The 16,793-nt window shown below is 64.6% G+C and carries 16 protein-coding genes and 1 pseudogene; 12 read left to right on the top strand and 5 right to left on the bottom strand.

The window, feature by feature from the left end:
- The first annotated feature begins 12 nt into the window (after positions 1–12).
- The 6 genes from AOT83_RS26105 to AOT83_RS26080 all read left to right on the top strand — a co-directional run bounded on the left by AOT83_RS26105 (position 13) and on the right by AOT83_RS26080 (position 7,461).
- On the top strand, positions 13–1,482 hold the full coding sequence (locus AOT83_RS26105) for an FAD-dependent monooxygenase (protein WP_057965680.1): 1,470 nt from the start codon (positions 13–15) through the stop codon (positions 1,480–1,482).
- Position 1,483: 1 nt separating this feature from the next.
- Positions 1,484–2,485, top strand: coding sequence for an LLM class F420-dependent oxidoreductase (locus AOT83_RS26100; RefSeq protein WP_030094309.1), 1,002 nt, complete (start codon positions 1,484–1,486; stop codon positions 2,483–2,485).
- A 144-nt stretch (positions 2,486–2,629) separates the two neighbouring features.
- Positions 2,630–4,387, top strand: a complete 1,758-nt coding sequence (locus AOT83_RS26095) for a PA14 domain-containing protein (protein WP_070943085.1) — start codon at positions 2,630–2,632, stop codon at positions 4,385–4,387.
- A gap of 42 nt (positions 4,388–4,429) precedes the next feature.
- Positions 4,430–4,915 (top strand): SRPBCC family protein, encoded by a 486-nt coding sequence (locus tag AOT83_RS26090; RefSeq protein WP_057965682.1) that lies wholly within the window; start codon positions 4,430–4,432, stop codon positions 4,913–4,915.
- 23 nt (positions 4,916–4,938) lie between these two features.
- On the top strand, positions 4,939–6,288 hold the full coding sequence (locus tag AOT83_RS26085; protein ID WP_057965683.1) for a PA14 domain-containing protein: 1,350 nt from the start codon (positions 4,939–4,941) through the stop codon (positions 6,286–6,288).
- Positions 6,289–6,351: 63 nt separating this feature from the next.
- Complete coding sequence (locus AOT83_RS26080) at positions 6,352–7,461, top strand: acyltransferase (protein ID WP_057965684.1); 1,110 nt, start codon at positions 6,352–6,354, stop codon at positions 7,459–7,461.
- Here AOT83_RS26080 and AOT83_RS26075 read toward each other — a convergent pair.
- On the bottom strand, positions 7,421–9,073 hold the full coding sequence (locus tag AOT83_RS26075; RefSeq protein ID WP_030094314.1) for a DNA repair helicase XPB: 1,653 nt from the start codon (positions 9,071–9,073) through the stop codon (positions 7,421–7,423). The two genes, AOT83_RS26080 and AOT83_RS26075, sit on opposite strands and share 41 nt — an antisense overlap.
- 64 nt (positions 9,074–9,137) lie before the next feature.
- Between AOT83_RS26075 and AOT83_RS26070 the strand changes: the two genes are divergently transcribed.
- Positions 9,138–9,536 carry a DUF2628 domain-containing protein gene (locus tag AOT83_RS26070; protein WP_057965685.1) on the top strand — a complete coding sequence of 133 codons (399 nt, stop codon included), beginning with the start codon at positions 9,138–9,140 and terminating at the stop codon, positions 9,534–9,536.
- Positions 9,537–9,557: 21 nt separating this feature from the next.
- Here AOT83_RS26070 and AOT83_RS26065 read toward each other — a convergent pair whose 3' ends face one another.
- A complete protein-coding gene (locus AOT83_RS26065) occupies positions 9,558–11,783 on the bottom strand; it encodes a helicase-associated domain-containing protein (RefSeq protein ID WP_057965686.1) in 2,226 nt (741 codons plus the stop codon).
- Positions 11,784–11,846: 63 nt separating this feature from the next.
- Between AOT83_RS26065 and AOT83_RS27535 the strand changes: the two genes are divergently transcribed.
- From AOT83_RS27535 to AOT83_RS26045, 5 genes are all read left to right on the top strand, one after another.
- Positions 11,847–12,020 carry a hypothetical protein gene (locus AOT83_RS27535; protein ID WP_044104154.1) on the top strand — a complete coding sequence of 58 codons (174 nt, stop codon included), beginning with the start codon at positions 11,847–11,849 and terminating at the stop codon, positions 12,018–12,020.
- 80 nt (positions 12,021–12,100) lie between these two features.
- Positions 12,101–12,535 carry a cyclic pyranopterin monophosphate synthase MoaC gene (gene moaC, locus AOT83_RS26060; protein ID WP_057965695.1) on the top strand — a complete coding sequence of 145 codons (435 nt, stop codon included), beginning with the start codon at positions 12,101–12,103 and terminating at the stop codon, positions 12,533–12,535.
- Positions 12,520–13,005, top strand: a complete 486-nt coding sequence (locus AOT83_RS26055; protein WP_030094318.1) for a MogA/MoaB family molybdenum cofactor biosynthesis protein — start codon at positions 12,520–12,522, stop codon at positions 13,003–13,005. Before moaC ends, AOT83_RS26055 begins: the two co-directional genes overlap by 16 nt.
- Entirely contained in the window at positions 13,002–13,430 is a 429-nt protein-coding gene (locus AOT83_RS26050) for a molybdenum cofactor biosynthesis protein MoaE (protein ID WP_057965687.1), read from the top strand. The genes AOT83_RS26055 and AOT83_RS26050 overlap by 4 nt, the downstream gene beginning before the upstream one ends.
- Positions 13,431–13,517: 87 nt before the next feature.
- On the top strand, positions 13,518–14,825 hold the full coding sequence (locus tag AOT83_RS26045; RefSeq protein WP_070923791.1) for a lipase family protein: 1,308 nt from the start codon (positions 13,518–13,520) through the stop codon (positions 14,823–14,825).
- A gap of 2 nt (positions 14,826–14,827) precedes the next feature.
- On the opposite strand, the gene AOT83_RS26040 is transcribed toward AOT83_RS26045, so the two are convergent.
- The 3 genes and pseudogenes from AOT83_RS26040 to AOT83_RS26030 form a co-directional block, all read right to left on the bottom strand.
- On the bottom strand, positions 14,828–15,535 hold the full coding sequence (locus AOT83_RS26040) for a class I SAM-dependent methyltransferase (RefSeq protein ID WP_057965689.1): 708 nt from the start codon (positions 15,533–15,535) through the stop codon (positions 14,828–14,830).
- Complete coding sequence (locus AOT83_RS26035) at positions 15,532–16,335, bottom strand: class I SAM-dependent methyltransferase (RefSeq protein ID WP_052399418.1); 804 nt, start codon at positions 16,333–16,335, stop codon at positions 15,532–15,534. Before AOT83_RS26035 ends, AOT83_RS26040 begins: the two co-directional genes overlap by 4 nt.
- Positions 16,336–16,462: 127 nt before the next feature.
- A pseudogene (locus AOT83_RS26030) lies at positions 16,463–16,793 on the bottom strand (resuscitation-promoting factor RpfA); the annotation flags it as partial.

Raw genomic sequence — 16,793 nt, 5'->3', positions numbered from 1 at the left:
TTAAGGAGAACCATGACCGAGCATGCAGTGGTCATCGCAGGTGGAGGCCCAACCGGGCTGATGCTGGCCGGTGAGCTGGCTCTCGCCGGTATTGACGTTGCGGTGTTGGAACGCCGGGGCAGCCACGAAGAGGTGGGATCACGTGCGGCGGGCGTGCATTCGCGCACCATTGAGGTGTTCGATCAGCGTGGGATCGCCGAGAGATTCCTCTCTCAGGGGATGACCGGCCAGGTCACCCATTTCTCGGGGATCTTCATGAGCATCGAGGATTTCCCCACTCGTCACCCCTACGCCCTGGGCCTGCTTCAGCACTACACGGAGAAGACCTTGGCGGCCTGGATCACCGAACTCGGCGTGCCGATCTACTACAACGCCGAGGTCGTCGGGTTTACCCAGGACGACTCCGGTGTCGATGTGGAGCTTGCCGACGGGAGTGCGCTGCGTGGGCTGTACCTGATCGGATGCGACGGCGGACGCAGCACCATCCGTAAGGCGGCGGGGATCGGGTTTCCCGGACATGATCCGTCGTGTTCGGCGATGCTGGTGGACGCCGAGATCACCGAGCAACCGCTCGAGTTCGGTCTGCTGCGCAAGCCGGGACAATCGTTCCTCGGCATCCTGCCCTTCGAAGAGGGGTGGTGCCGGTTGGTGTTCAGCACCGATCTTGACCGACTGGGTGTCGAGCCGACATTGGAAGAGGCGAAGGAAGCGCTCATCGCCATCGCCGGAACGGATTTCGGGCTGCACAGTCCACGCTGGATGTCGCGGTTCTCCGATATGACTCGCCAGGCCGACCGCTACCGCGACCGTCGCCTGTTCCTTGCCGGAGATTCCGCGCATATTCACTTCCCGTTCGGCGGACAGGGGCTGAACACCGGTGTTCAGGATGCGGTGAACCTGGGATGGAAGCTGGCGGCGGTGATCAAGGGAGAAGCCCCGGACTCGCTGTTGGACACCTACCACTGCGAGCGTCATCCGGTGGCCGAAAGGGTGCTGCACAACACCATGGCCCAAACACCGTTGTCCGACGCCGGGTCGCGGATGGATGCACTGCGTGACATCGTGGCCGACCTGCTGGCGATGGATGAGCCACGCAAGCGCATCGCCGGCATGATGAGCGGCCTGGACATCCACTACGAGCTGGGCGGGGGGCATCCGCTGCTGGGGCGCCGCATGCCGGACCTGGACGTGGTCACCCCGGATGGGCATACCCGCGTCTACCCCTACCTGCACGCCGCCCGTGCTGTGGTGTTCAACTTTGGCGAGCCACAGAGTCTGAACGTCGACGGATGGGCCGACCGGGTTCAGCTGGTTGACGCGAAATACTCAGGTGCATGGGATCTTCCGGTGCTCGGTGAGGTCTCGGCGCCGGATGCGGTGCTGGTGCGACCCGACGGGTACGTCGCCTGGGTGGGGGAGGGGTCCGATGCGGGCCTCGGCGAAGCGCTCACCCGCTGGGTGGGATCTCCCGCCCCGGCGTAGTGTGGCGCGGGTGGCCGAGACACTGGAGTTCGGAGTCTTCATCCCGCAGGGCTGGCGCCTGGATCTGGTAGGCGTCGCGCCCGATTGTCAATGGGACGTCATGCGTGATCTGGTCCGCTATGCGGAGGACGGGCCGTGGGACTCGGTGTGGGTCTACGACCACTTCCATACCGTGCCGGTACCCACCGACGAGGCGACCCATGAGGCGTGGACGCTGATGTCCGCCTTCGCGGCAGTGACCTCGCGAATCAAGCTCGGGCAGATGTGTACGGCGATGGGATACCGAAACCCGGTGTATCTGGCGAAGATCGCCGCGACAGTGGACATTATCTCGGGCGGACGCACCCAGATGGGCATCGGCGGCGGCTGGTACGAACACGAGTGGCGCGCCTACGGCTACGGCTTTCCGGACGCCGCCGAGCGCCTCGGCCGATTGCGCGAAGGGGTGCGCATCATGCGTGACGCCTGGCGGGATGGGCGTGTCAGCCTGGACGGCACCTATTACCAGGTCGACGACGCCATCGTGGCGCCCAAGCCACTGCAGCCCAAGGGCATTCCGCTATGGATCGCCGGTGGCGGCGAGAAGGTGACATTGCGGATCGCGGCACGTTATGCCCAGTACACCAACTTCGGGCAGACTCCCGAGGAATTCGAACACAAATCGAAAATTCTTGCGGCGCACTGTAAGGACATCGGCACCGACTTCGATGCGATTGTTCGAAGCGCCAACATCAACGTCGTGATCGGTGCCGACGATGCCGAGGTGGCGGACCGGCTGGCGGCCATCAAGGCGCGGCTGGTTCCGGTTGTCGGCGAGGACATCGCCGATGTCACGGTCGGCAATCTGACCGCGACCGCCGGAACTCCCGAGCAGATCGCAGAGCGTCTGGCTCAGTTCCGCAGACTGGGTCTGGGCTATGCGATATGCAATTTTCCGGAAGCGGCGTACGACCGTTCCGGGATAGATCTGTTTGTGCGCGAAATAGTCGCCGCCCGTGTGTAATTGATTTAATTAGACGCTCTGTCTATTACGGATTCATCGCCGGAGAATCTCGCTTGAACGAATGCTCTGGTGATTCGAATTAATCCGATAGTACTTTGCGCGTGAATCGTTTTACGCCTGCTATCGGACAGGGTGTTCACGCTCATGAGAGTTCTACGGTTCTTGGTTGTCGTGTCCGTCCTAGTGACCATCGGGATAACATTTCCATCTGTCTCGCAAGCAGATACGGCCATCGAAGCAGAATCGATGTCCTATACCAGCGGCGGCGGGGGAGCCTGGGCGGACGGTAGTGCGTCCGGTGGAACCCTCCTGGGCCTATACGGTCAGAATGCTATTGCCACAAACACGGTGTGGCTCCAAACTTCGTCGAGAATAGTTATTCGGGCGCGTGGGCAGCAATGTCTGGGCGCGCCGGCCATGCGCATCAGCGTCGACAATGCCGAGGTGGGCAATTTCACCGTATCGGCAAATGGCCTGACCGATTACACGGTGGATTTGTCCATCGCCGAAGGGTCGCATTCCATCACCATTACGAACAGCGCGGCGTACAGCACCTTCTTCTGCGGGCGAATGCTGGTGCTGGACAAGGTGACGGTGGTGTGGACCGCGCCCACCACCACGACGCCGACAACCACCACGGCGCCATCCTCGGACTGCGTTGTGAATGAGTACCAGGCCAGCTACTACAACAACACCGCGTTGAGCGGTGACCCGGTGGCGCGACAGTGCGAGACATCGGTGGGTGGATACTTCCGAAGTGCCGCACCGGTATCCGGTGTCAACACGTCGAACTGGGGTGCCCAATATGTCGGAACAATCCACTTTCCGGTCAGTGGCAACTACGTGTTCAGCGCGGACACCGGGAACATGGCGGTGCGGGTGTGGCTTGACGGACAACTGGTGATCGACAAGGGGACGGTGAGCTGGGGCCGAAATCTAGCTGCCAAGAACGTCACCGCGGGTGATCACGCGGTTCAGGTTGCCTTCTGGAAGTCGTCCGGCGATTCCTTCGAGTTCTTCTCCGTCTCGCAAATGGGGCCGGGCCCGGCCAGTACCAATGGCAACTACTTCTCGGCAGACTCCTTCTGGAACACACCGATCCCCGCCGACGCCCAGATCGACTCTCGCTCTGACGGTTGGGTGGCGATGCTGGGAAACCAGAATGGCATCTCGCTGAACAGCAGCACGTGGACGCAACCCATCTACGTCGCGCCAGCGGGCACCCCTACCCGCGCCATCCGGATCACCAACTCGAACAAGTACCTGACGGTTCCGTACCTGCCGTCCTATAGGGCGAGCCCTGACGGTGACAGCGCGCTGATCATCGTGGATCAGGCGAAGGGATGTGCCTATGAGCTGGAGATGTTCAACAATTCCTCCTCGGCGGTGGCCTCCGCCTCCTATCACGCCTACACGGGCACCGGCGGACACACATCGGGGCCGGCCCATGCGGGCGGCGAGCTGTCCTGGCTGGCCGGGCTCATCAGATCGTCCGAGGTGAACGCGGGCGGCATCAACCATGCGCTGCGCTATGCGCTGCCTATCGGCTCACCACGATTCGCCTATCCGGGCACCCGTTCCGACGGCACCACGCCCGGCGGCATTCCGCAGGGGACCAGGATGCGGCTCGACCCGTCTCTGAATCTGGACCAGTTCGCTCTGACCCCGTTTCAGCGGATGGTGGCCATCGCCTTGCAGAACTACGGCGGCTACAACGCCGATACCGCCGGGGTGCTCGCCGTCGCCACCGAGAACACCATGGCCTCAGCGCCTTTCAACCTGCCACTTTCGGGGTTGCCGCAGGCCCTCATCCAGCATCTGCAGTTCCTCAAACCCACTGTGGCGTCTACTGACATCCGGTTGGACGAGCAGGCCGACCAGACCTGTGCGCAACAGCAGTAGGGCCCATTGTTTACAACCCAACCGATACCGTAAGTTACGGGAATGCCTTCGCTTGACGCAGTCGATGAAGCCTTCCTGTCCAGTGCTCCCGTGCGAGCCAGTCACACCATCTCGGTGCCGGTGTCCGCCGACACCGTGTGGCGTGAGCTGACCAACGACACCACGTTGCGGTGGTTGGCGCCGGGTATCAGGGTTGTGTGGGGTAGCCCGCGCGCCGGGGTCGGAGCGGTGCGCAAGATCGGGCCGGCTGTGGGGCCCAAGGTGAACGAGCACTACTTCCTCTGGGAGGAAGGACGTCGGAAGGCGTTCTACGTGACGAGCATGCCGGTGCCCGCTCCCGGCTTGCGTGCCTTCGCCGAGGACTACGTGGTGACGCCGACGGATCGCGGTGCCGACTTCACCTGGGCATGGGCCATCGACGGCACGGGGCCGATTCGTAATGCCACCCCCGCGGTGAACGCCATCGTCGGATTCTCGATGAAGCGCACTCAGCGGTACTTCCACAAGATTGCCGCCGCCGGAAGGTAAGAGTTCGCCCGTACAGTGAATCCGTGCGTGCGTTCGTTCTGCTTACGGTGTTCCTGGTGGTGGCGGCGTGCGCGCCTGCCCGGAATGAGACGGATGCGGCAGCCCAGAATCCTTGCGATGTAGGCCAATACTGGACGCGGTACTACAACAACACCGATCATGCGGGCACCGCGGTGCTCGCTCGATGCGAGTACTCGGTCGGCGGGAACTTCGCGGGATCTCCAGCACCGGGCGTACAGGCCGACGGATTCTCGGCCGACGCCATCGGCTCGTTGCGATTCCCGGTGACGGGTCAGTATCGGATCGCCTCGATGAGCGGTGGTGTCGTCGCGCGTGTATGGCTGGATGGCGAGCTGATCTTCGATCATGCCGATACCCGTGACTGGGGGACCGATCTCGCCACACGCACCGTAGAGGCCGGTGTACATGCGGTCCGCGTCAGCTATGCCGGGGTCAGCGGGCCTGCGGTACAAGAGTTCTCGGTGTCTCAGGTCGCGCTTGGTCCGGCTTCGGGCAACGGCAACTACTTCGCGGCGAATTCCTTCCTGAATCAGCCCCTCCCGCTCAATCCGGCGGTCGACCCGCGTTCGCCGAATTGGGTTGCCGCGCTGATGCATCACCCGGATGTCAAGGCAATCGACGTCAACGAGGACATCTGGACCACCGCCGTCTACCACGCGCCCGCGGGCACCCCGACCCGGACCGTCGCCGTCCGCAACAGCGGGAAGTCGATCGAGATCCCCTACCTGCCGCATTATCTGCCCACCCAGGACGCCGACGCCCATATCGCGATCATCGACGACACCACCGGGTGTGAGTATGAGTTCCAGTCCTTCAAGCCGGATGCGATGTCGGCCATTGCCCAGGCCACCTACCGGGTCAACACCGGATCGGGCGGACATGTCAGTGGGCCCGCGCATTCGGGCGGCGAGCTGTCCTACCTGGCCGGGCTGATCACGCCGGAGGATGTACAAGCCGGCGCGATTGATCACGCACTGAGATTCGCCATCCCGATCAACGCCCCCACCTACGTGTACCCGGGTACCCGGTCGGACGGCACGGTCCTCGATGGGGTGCCGGAGGGGATCAGAATTCAGCTTGATCCGGCCCTGGATTTGCGAACGCTGAAACTGAGCCCCTTCCAGCAGATGGTTGCGACGGCGCTGCAGAAGTACGGCGCGTTCGACGCCGATGTCGCCAAGACCTTCTCGCTGACGGCGCGCAGCGTGATCGACGGCACCCGGTACCCGATCCGGGTCGACGATCTGCCGCGCGAGTTGATCGGGCATCTTCGTTTTCTCACGCCGTCGATCAGCTCCACGGATATCCAGCTGGACACCGCTGCGGACCAGGGCTGCCGACAGCAGCGCTAGTCTGGTAACGCTGATACCCTCCTTTCGGTGTCGCGACGGTCTGTGGCTGCTTATGAGTGCTTTATGGCCACGAGAAAATTCGGGGCTCTGGATGGCCTGCGGGCGCTGAGCGTCCTGGCGGTGATCTGGCACCACACATCAGGGACGCCGGGCCCGAGGATCTCGCACAGCGGATTCATGGGCGTGGACTTCTTCTTCGCGATCAGTGGCTTTCTCATCACCACGCTGCTGATGCGTGAACGAGATCGCACGGCGGACATCTCGCTGCGAAACTTCTATGCGCGCAGGGCGTTACGAATCTTCCCGCTGTACTACGCGGTGCTGGCACTGTATGTCCTGCTGGTGTTCGCCACCGAACGCGATACGCCGAAGGGCGAGCAATTCTTCCGGAACCTGCCCGCGTTCCTGACCTACACCGTCAACTGGTTCGTCGACCTGTCCGCCGGTACCTCGGTGCCGTTCTATTTTTCGTGGTCGCTGTCCACCGAGGAACAGTTCTATGTGTTGTGGCCGCCCCTGTTGGCCGGCGCGCTGCTCCTGGCCAAGGGAAGAATCGGGCCCCCGCTTGCCGTGCTGTTCGTCCTGATCGCGGTATCGGTGGGCGCAGGCATGTTTCTGGACACCCGGGTGCTGCCCTGGCGCATTTTCGCGAGCCTGTCCTTGCCCATCCTGCTCGGTGCCGCCTCCGCGATCGTGGTGAACACGCGTCGCGGCTACGCGGGAGTCTCCGCGGTGCTGGGATGGTGGTGGTCGGCCCCGACCGTGTTCGCGGCGATGATCGGCGCGCTGTGGTTCGGTGCCCCGCGCTGGTCGATACAGGTCATCATGGTCACCGCGGTCACCGCCGTGACCATCCGCGAGGACACCCTCATGCACCCAGTGCTGACCTGGCGGCCGCTGGCATTCATCGGTGTCATCAGTTATGGGATCTACCTGATGCACATGTTGTGCGCCAACGTCGTTCGCCGCGTGGTGCACGAGGAGCAAGGGTTGGTGCTGTGCGCCGGGACAACGGTTCTCGTCGTCGTCGTTGCCTATGTCAGCTTCCGGTACTTCGAGACGCCTCTACTGCGCATCAAGCGCCGCTTCGAATCACCTGCGGAGCGATCCGGTGACGAACTGTCCCGGACCGCTAACCAATTGCCGGCCCGAGCAGGTCGTCGGCATCGGTGATCCGGTAGCCGTAGCCCTGCTCGGCAAGGAATCGCTGCCGGTGGGCGGCGTATTCGGCATCGAGGGTGTCGCGCGACACCACCGAATAGAAATAGGCCTGCCCGCCGTCTGCCTTCGGCCGCAGCAGCCGCCCAAGTCGCTGCGCTTCCTCTTGGCGTGAGCCGAACGTACCCGAAACCTGAACCGCTACAGCTGCTTCCGGAAGGTCGATGGAGAAGTTGGCTACCTTGGAGACCACCAGGGTGGCGATCTCCCCGCGACGGAAAGCGTCGAAGAGCGCTTCGCGTTCGGCGTTCTTGGTGGAGCCCTGGATCACCGGGGCGCCGAGCTCGGTGCCCAGCTCGTCGAGCTGATCGAGGTAGGCGCCGATCACCAGCGAGGGAACTCCCGGATGGCGGGCGAGGATCGACTTCACCACGTTGATCTTCGTGTGGGCTGTCGAGCACAGTTTGTATCGCTCGTCGGCCTCGGCCGTCGCGTAGATCATCCGTTCGTTATCGGTAAGGGTGACCCGCACCTCGATGCACTCAGCGGGGGCGATCCAGCCTTGTGCCTCAATGTCTTTCCACGGTGCGTCATAACGCTTGGGCCCGATGAGGCTGAACACGTCGCCCTCGCGGCCGTCCTCCCGGATGAGGGTGGCGGTCAGTCCGAGGCGGCGGCGCGACTGCAGGTCGGCCGTCATCCGGAACACCGGAGCGGGCAGCAGATGCACCTCGTCGTACACGATCAAGCCCCAGTCCCGGCTGTCGAACAGCTCCAGGTGGCGGTATTCGCCCTTGGTGCGCCGGGTGATCACCTGGTAGGTCGCGATGGTGACCGGCCGGATCTCCTTGCGTTCACCGGAGTATTCGCCGATCTCCTCTTCGGTCAACGAGGTCCGCGCGATCAGCTCCCGCTTCCACTGCCGACCGGCGACGGTGTTGGTCACCAGGATCAGGGTGGTCGCCTGGGCCTTGGCCATGGCGGCGGCACCCACCAGCGTCTTACCGGCACCACAGGGCAGTACCACCACGCCGGAACCGCCCGCCCAGAACGAGTCGGCTGCCATCTGCTGATAGTCCCGAAGCTCCCAACCATCCTGAGCCAGGCTGATCGGGTGCGCTTCACCGTCCACGTATCCCGCGAGATCCTCTGCCGGCCAGCCGATCTTAAGCAGCAGCTGCTTGACGCGGCCACGCTCGCTGGGGTGCACCTGCACGGTGTCGTCATCAATGCGGGCGCCGAACATGGGGGCGAGCTTCTTATGCCGCAACACCTCTTCGAGGACGGCGCGATCCAGGCTCACCAACGTCAGACCATGGGCCGGATGTTTGACGAGCTGCAGGCGCCCGTAGCGGGCCATCGTGTCGACGATGTCCACCAACAGCGGTTGCGGTACCGCGTACCGGGAGAAGGTGACCAGGGCGTCGACAACCTGCTCGGCGTCATGCCCGGCGGCGCGGGCGTTCCACAGCGCCAGCGGGGTGATGCGGTAGGTGTGCACGTGCTCGGGTGCACGCTCGAGCTCGGCGAAAGGGGCAATCGCCTGGCGTGCCGCGTCTGCCTGGTCGTGATCGACCTCCAGCAGCACGGTCTTATCGGATTGGACGATCAGCGGTCCATCGGTCATTCGGTCCAGGATAGTGATGCCCGGAGACATTGGCGGGTGCTGTATGCCCTGCTAGATTGCTGCGGTGACGACACCACAAGACCGCAGCACCCTGGCCGAGATTTGGCAGCGCCGGTTCGCGTTCTACGACCAGTACGCTGCGGCACCGACGAAGGAAGAGGCCAATGCCATCTTCCGGGCCGGGTCGTTCTGGACACGTATCCGCTTGACCAGTAATTTTCTGGCCTTTTTCTTTGGCCCGATCTACTTCTTCGTCAAGGGGATGTGGCGCAAGGGCCTCGTGCTGCTGGGGATCACCGTGAGTGTCAGCATCGCGCTGGGGGTCCTGGGAGCCTCCGACAGTGTGACGCGCGCGTTCTCCTTTGGCTTTGCTGCGCTGTTCATGGGAATCGCCAACCAGGCCTACTACCTGCATGGGGTGCGCAAGAGTGAGTCCTGGAATCCTTTCGAGGGTGTCCGCTGAGGGGTTAACCAGCCGTCGCGGTCAGGACGGTGGGGAAACCGCGGTGATGCGGTGGATCGCGAAGTCGCGGATTCGCCCGGCGGCGGTATCGAAGGCCGACAGCTGCCCACCGCGCACGCTGATCGGATTGACCACGCGCGAGGATGCCACCCCGGCCGGGTCCACGTATCCGATCAACACGCTGGTTTGAGCCTTGGCGGACTGCTGCAGCAAGGCCACCGCATGCGACGGCTCGATGCGAACGCCGTCGTGATCGCCCGCCGCCCGTAATGCCTTGACCACCGCGGCGGCCGCGGGCTCGCTGAGCACGGGTGGCGTCCAACCCATCCGGTGCGGCTGCGGTGTCACCCGCGCGCGGTGCGCCCGCAGCGCCACGATCGTTCCGGTGGCATCCTCGGCGGCGGGGGCGAAGCCCGCCGAGCGCAACCCGGCCACCAACTCGGCCAGGGGAGCCAAGGACACCGCGACCGTCGGGGCCAGCAGCCGCAGCCCCAGATCCTCGGCCACGGCCGATGCCATCACTTGCGTCAGCAGGGCCACGTCATCGCAGCGCAGGAACGAGCTGGCCACCCCGGCCCGAAGCTGCCCATGCCTTCGCGCGACATCGTCGATGAGATACGTCAGCGATTGGGGGACAGGGGTTTTGGAGCGTGAACCGAAGAAACTGTGCAGGGACGTCGCGGTCCGCCCCGAATCCAGCGCGCGGCGGATGCTTGCCTCGCTGACCCGAAAGACGCTGGCTGCCCCCGCCGATTCGAGGTCCGCCACCGCCGTCAGCTCCAGTTCCACCTCGCGCGTCAGCGGTCCGGGGGCGACGACCGTGAGATCGGCCTGCACCAGGAAGTGATCTATGGGGCTGGGCAGTGCCTTGTCCATCGCGGCCAGCGTCGCGCCCTCATCGCCGGCACTGTCCAAGAAGGTGCGCACGTGCGTCGTCAAAGCGCCGCGCCCGATCACTCCCATTGTCGTCGCCTCGAACAACAGGGCCGTTACCGGTTCCACGCCCAGCCGGCCGCCCCAACGCGGTCGGCGCCACCGCATCACCCGCGAGGTTTCCTCGGCCCGCAATCCTTGCCCGGGCTCCAGCTCGCCGAGGATCTGCAGCAGTAGCTTGCGATCATGTGGCGCTGCGGTCGAGCGCAGCGAATCAGAAAGCGCCGCAATGGGTTTGTCCTCGCTGGTGCGCTTACCTATCAGATCCGGCCGCGCCGCCAGCATCAGCCAGGCCGACATCAGCCGTAACCAGCGGGTTGCGGTGGGCAGCTCGGCGAAACGGTCGGCCTGTACGGTCGGCGCCCAATGCCAGCCCTCGGCATCGGTCTCGATATCGGGGTCACCGACCGCGATCAGCTCCGCTGCCGCCAGCACCTCCAGCAGTAGTCCCATCCGGCTGTCGTCGATCCCCGTCGTCTTCGCGAGCCGTTTGACCTCGCGCACCCCCAAACCGCCGCTGCGCAGCTGCGGCGCCGGGTTGACCCCGAGCTCGTCGAGCAGCAGGCCGACCTCGCGCAGGAGATCGAGGGCAGCACCGGCGGCAGCGGCGTCGGCTTCGGCCTGTGTGGCCGTCGTGATTTCCACGATGGGGGGCTGCAGCCGGTCTGGCTCCTCACCACGGAGCAGCTGTGCCACGAATCTCGGCAACAGCACCGTCTCGCCGTCGATGCGCTGCAGCAGCCCGGCGGCCAGTAGCCGCTGCACAGGGCGATCCGGTGGGGCGTCGGGCGCAGCATCCCGGGTGCGGCCGATCGGGGATCCCGCGATGAGCGCCCGCAGCAGCTCCATCCCGCGTTCATCGGTCGCTTCTAGGGCGGCACGGGCAGCGTCGTAGGAGGCCGGGGTCTGCTCGCTGATCACCTGACCAACCACCCAGGGCAGGCCCAACCGCGTTTCTCCCGCCAGGTGCAGTTCGTGATCCCCCCACACCAGCGCCAGCTCGCGCAGCCGATCTAGGGTGGCGCGCACCTGCAGTTCAGTAGCCCGACCGTCGACCTGGGTGAGCACCTCCGAGAGTGGAACACCAGTGATGTCCGCACGTGCCACCAGCAGCGCGTCCAGCACCGCCAGGGTCAAAAAGTCCAGGCTGTCGGTCGCCGCGCGCACCGATTGGCGTGAAAGCGCCCGGCCCGCCAGCGCCGCCAGCGAACCCGGAGGTGGCGAGGCCAAATCGGGTCGCAACTGGACCAGCCGCACCAACTGTTCGTCTGGCAGCTGGCGCAACCAGGTAGCCAACGCCGCATCCTCACTCATCGGTCACCAGCGTAGAGGCGGGTTGGGTTCGCCGTCGGCCCCCCGGCCTGCCACAATGGCTTCGTGGCTGACAAAGAGCAATACGTCGACAACGGCTGGCCCGCACACGTGGACGGTGAGCACGCGGTCTCCGAACTCGCGGCCGACCGCACCGGAGCGCTGTCACCCTTCGGCGACATCGAGTTCCCGGTGGAGTCCGTGCCCTACGTGCACCCCGTCACCGTCATCAACAAGTAACGGTGTCCGACGGTCTTCGCGACAGCGAGGGGTCCCCACCTGACCGTCTCTCCCACATCGACGAGCACGGGTCCGCGCACATGGTCGACGTGTCGGCCAAGCAGGCCACCGCACGCGAGGCGGTCGCGGCCGGATGCTTCGTCACCACCCCGGACGTCCTGAAGTTATTGGCTGATGGCGCGCTCCCGAAGGGCGACGCCATCGCCACCGCTCGTCTGGCCGCCATCATGGCCGCCAAGCGCACCAGCGAGCTCATCCCGCTGTGCCATCAGATACCGCTCACGGGCATCGACGTCGACTTCCAGATCGACATCATCAACGGATCCATTCAGATCACCGCCACCGCGCGCACCCAGGACCGGACCGGGGTCGAGATGGAAGCGCTGACCGCGGTGACGGTCGCCGGACTGACCCTGCACGACATGGTCAAGGCGGTCGACCCGGCATCGCGCATCGACGATGTCCGCGTACTGCGCAAAGAAGGCGGCAAGACCGGAACATGGACCCGACCCTGAGATCTGCGCGGGTTATCGTGGCCTCGACCCGGGCAGCCACCGGCCAATACCCCGACAAGACGGGGCCGGTCATCGTCGAATGGCTTGGTGCGCAAGACTTTCGTGTTGACAAGCCGATCGTCGTGCCGGACGGCGACGCGGTGGGGGACGCCATTCGTTCGGCGTTGGCCGATCGGGTTTCACTGGTCATCACCACCGGTGGTACCGGGCTGTCGCCCACGGACGTCACTCCCGAACAGACCGCCGCGCTGCTGGACCATCAGATACCCGGCCTGGCCGACGCAATCAGACGCTCGGGACTGCCGGCCGTACCCACCAGCATCCTTTCCCGCGGCGTGTGTGGAGTCGCCGGTCGCACTTTGGTGGTCAACCTGCCCGGTTCCACCGGCGGGGTGCGAGACGGGCTTGCGGTGCTCGAGGGCGTGCTGGGCCATGCACTCGACCAGATAGCCGGGGGTGATCACGTATGAGCGCTAGCGTCACTCGAGCGTTATTGACCGGGGAACGCATCTCACTGATCGAGCACGAGCAACTCGTCGATCACGAATCAGCAGGGGCTACGGTCGGATTCGTAGGGAACGTGCGTGACCACGACGCGGGTAAGACCGTGCTGCGGCTGGAGTACTCGGCGCATCCGTCGGCTCAGCAGGTGCTGACCGATGTGGTGGAACGCATCGCCGCGGAGGCCGAGGGTGTGCGCGCGGTGGCGGTGAGCCACCGCATCGGCGCGCTGACAGTCGGCGAGGCAGCCTTCGTGGTGGCGGTGAGCGCCGACCATCGTCGTCAGGCATTCACCACCTGTCAGCGCCTTGTCGACGATGTGAAGGCTGCGCTGCCGGTATGGAAGCACCAGTTCTTCGCCGATGGCAGTGACGAGTGGGTGGGGTCGGCCTGAAAAATCCGGTCACCGATTGGGGTCTGGTACCTAAAAACCCAGATCAGGGCACTGATGGCTCAGTGGGTGCAGTAACTTCCTTGGTTCATGAGCACTCCAGTGCAACCGAGACACCGCAATACGGCTCCTGCACCCCAGATTTTTCCGCACCCCGGTAAACGTCCGGCGCGGCCCGACGACGATCCCTTTCATCTCCCACCTGACGGCTTCTGGGAAGCTGAGCCCGGAACAGTTCTGCGTGCCCGCCCGGCAGACGTCGGGTTCCTGGGGCTGTTACGTCAGCGAGTGACGGCCTGGCAGTTGCTGTTTCGCACCACCGATCCGCATGGCGCGCCTGAAGTCTCGGTTACCACGGTGCTGGTGCCGGCGACCCATGACCCGCACTCTCCACGCCTGTTGGCGTATCAGTGTGCGATCAACTCCAGTCAGCGATCCTGCTTCCCCTCCTATTGTCTGCTACAGGGTGCACGGGGACCTTTCGCCAACCCACAGATCGAATTGCTGCTGATGGCCGCCGGATTGCGGCAGGGGTGGATCGTGAGCGTCGCGGACCACGGTGGACAGCCCGGCCGCTATGTCGTCGCGCGTCAACCCGGCTACCACGTACTGGACGGTTTGCGCGCCACGCAACAGTTCGCCGAGCTGCGGCTTCCGTCCGATACGCCTATCGGGCTGTGGGGATATTCCGGTGGCGGGCTTGCCAGTTCATGGGCGGCGGAAATGGCACCTAGCTATGCGCCCGAGCTCAACATCGTCGCGGCGGCGTTGGGCTCACCGGCGTCGGACCCCGGCAAGATCTTGGAGCGGGCCGACGGAGGATTGTTCGCCGGGCTGGGCTTCGCGGCCATTTCTGCCTTGCGCGGTAGCTATCCGGCGCTGGATTCTGTTTTGACGCAACACCTTACGCCCAAGGGTGAGAAGATCATGACGACGGTGCGGGGACTTTCGACGGGACAGGCCGTCGGACGGTATGTGATGCGCAACCTCGACCGATATGTAGACCTGCCCATCGCCGATCTGATGGCGCTGCCCGATGTCGCGGCCATGAGTGAAGATCTGCGTCTGGGCAAGGAGGTGCCAACCTGCCCGGTGTACATCTACACCGCAGTACGCGATCAGCTCGTGGGTATCGACGAGGTGGATCGCCAAGCCGATTTCTACGCCACGCACGGCACCGACGTCACCTACCGGCGCGACATGCTCAGCGAGCATGTGTCACTGGCCCTCCTGGGTGCACCTGCCGCCCTGCGCTGGCTGGCGCAACGCTTGGAGGGCATGGAACCCGAATCTGGGACCCGCACTGTGGGATCCATGCTCGCCTCGATACCCGCGCTATGGACCATCTCGGTGATGTCCGCAGCCGCGGCCCGCGTATTTGCGGGACGCCAACTGTAGGCCTACGCGCGTTCTGCGATCACCGTGTACACGGGGACGTAGAGCAGCGGATCGTCGACATCTTGTTCCAGCCGGTCGAGTATTTCGGGATCTCCGCGGTAGGTTCCGCGAATCGCGTTGAGAAACTCGGCCTTTGGTGCGGCCATCGTGGTCGGGTTCAGCTGCAGCACGGTCCACCCATTGGCGGTCAGCGTCTGTTCGATCTGCTCCGCCCGCAGCGCGTTCTGGAACGGTGTCGGCACGCCGTGTACTCCCCCGTGTGCGAAACACCATATGTACCAGCGTGCTCCGGGGCGCGTGGCGCGGCGCAGAGCACTCGCGTACTTCGCGTTTCCCTCATTGTCGAAGCAGTGATAGACGCCGCTGTCGATCACGGTGTCGAACCTCGATTCCCAGCCGTCGAGCTCGGTCGCATCGGCAACCTGGAAGTCGATGGTGACGCCTGCTGCGGCCGCCCGGCCCTTGGCTTGTTCGATTGCCGAAGGTGCGAAGTCCAGTCCGGTGACGGTAAAGCCCTGTTGGGCAAGGTAAATAGCGTTATCGCCGAGCCCGCAGCCGATATCCAGGACCTCGCCGCGGACCGCGCCGAGTAGAGCGAGTTCTTTGATGCGAGGTTTGGCGTCCTTGGAGTCCCACGGGACGATGGGCCCGCCGTCCTTGATGCTCTCTCGGTACAGATCCTCAAATGTGTTCTGGGTGGGTGCGGTCATGACATTTGGCCTCTTTCTGCGACGATACTGAAAAACGGCATGTGGATGAGGTCGTCATCCAGCTGCTGGAGACGCTCGAAGGTCTTCTGTGCTTGTTCTGCTACGCCCGGGCGCTGAGAGCGCTCGCGCATATCGGCGGGCATCCGCTCGGGATCGATGCCGGCCAGCGCGGCGCCGACGAATGCCGCTCGCGATCCGAGATAGGTTGTCCGGCCGAAGTATTGGATGTTCCAGTTGGCATCGGACAGTACCGTCTTGATCTCTTCGGGGTCTTGCACGCCGAAGGGCATCGCGATGCCATTGACGGTGCCGTCGCCAAAGCAGGCGATGAACCAGCGGGCACCCGGCCTGGTGGCCCGGTGCAGCGCGCTCGCGTACTGCTGATGGCCTTCGTGATCGAAACAGTGATACACGGCGCTGTCGATCACGGTGTCGAACCGCCCGTCCCAGCCGTCAAGCTTTGTCGCATCGGCGACCTGCAGATCGACGGTCACACCCGCGGCGGCGGCCCGTTGTTTCGCCTGCTCGATGGCGGAGGGGGAGAAGTCCAGACCGGTGACCGACAGGCCTTGCTGAGTGAGATAGATGGAGTTCTCGCCGAGACCGCAGCCGATATCCAAGATCTCTCCGCGCAATGCGCCGTACGCGGCGAGTTCCTTGATCCGCGGTTGTGCGTCCCTGATATCCCAGGGCACGCCCGCGGCGGGGGCGCCCTCGAACATGGGTTTGCCGTTGTAGACGGCTTCGAATGTCTCTTGACTGGGAACGTCCGGGGGAGTGGTCGGTGCCGTCATGCCCACCAAAGTACGCCTCGAAGCTGGGGCGTCAACCCTCTTGACACTGGGCCTACACTTCGCGCCGAAAGGGTTACCCCGCAACGACAATCGCCCCGGCCGTGAGGGCCGGGGCGATTATCTGGTGCAGGAGTTAGCGCTGGGCCAGGGCCAGGATTGCGTCGCTGGCCTTGACATCCTGCGTCTGCATGGCGAAGACGATGTCCTTGAGGTACGACACTCCGCGACCATCGCCGGGCGCGACGTCCGTGGTACCGGGGGGCAGGTTGTTCGGATCGGGCAGATGCCGGACGACACCGGCGATCGCTTCGGGGCTGGTCGGCACACCGTTGGAGGCCACCGGGCCGGCATCGAACGCGGCCTTACCGGCGGCGAAGCCGATGTCTGCGGCGTCCGGGACACCCGCGGGAAGCGGGATCTCGGGAGCAGCAGCCGGGGCCGGGGCGGGCTCGGGAGCTGGGGCG

Origin of the sequence: Mycobacteroides sp. H001, from assembly GCF_001440005.1 — a bacterium.
Classification (GTDB): domain Bacteria; phylum Actinomycetota; class Actinomycetes; order Mycobacteriales; family Mycobacteriaceae; genus Mycobacterium; species Mycobacterium gwanakae.
The sequence above is the reverse complement of the archived record's forward strand: the minus strand, read 5'-3'. Positions and strand labels throughout refer to the sequence as shown.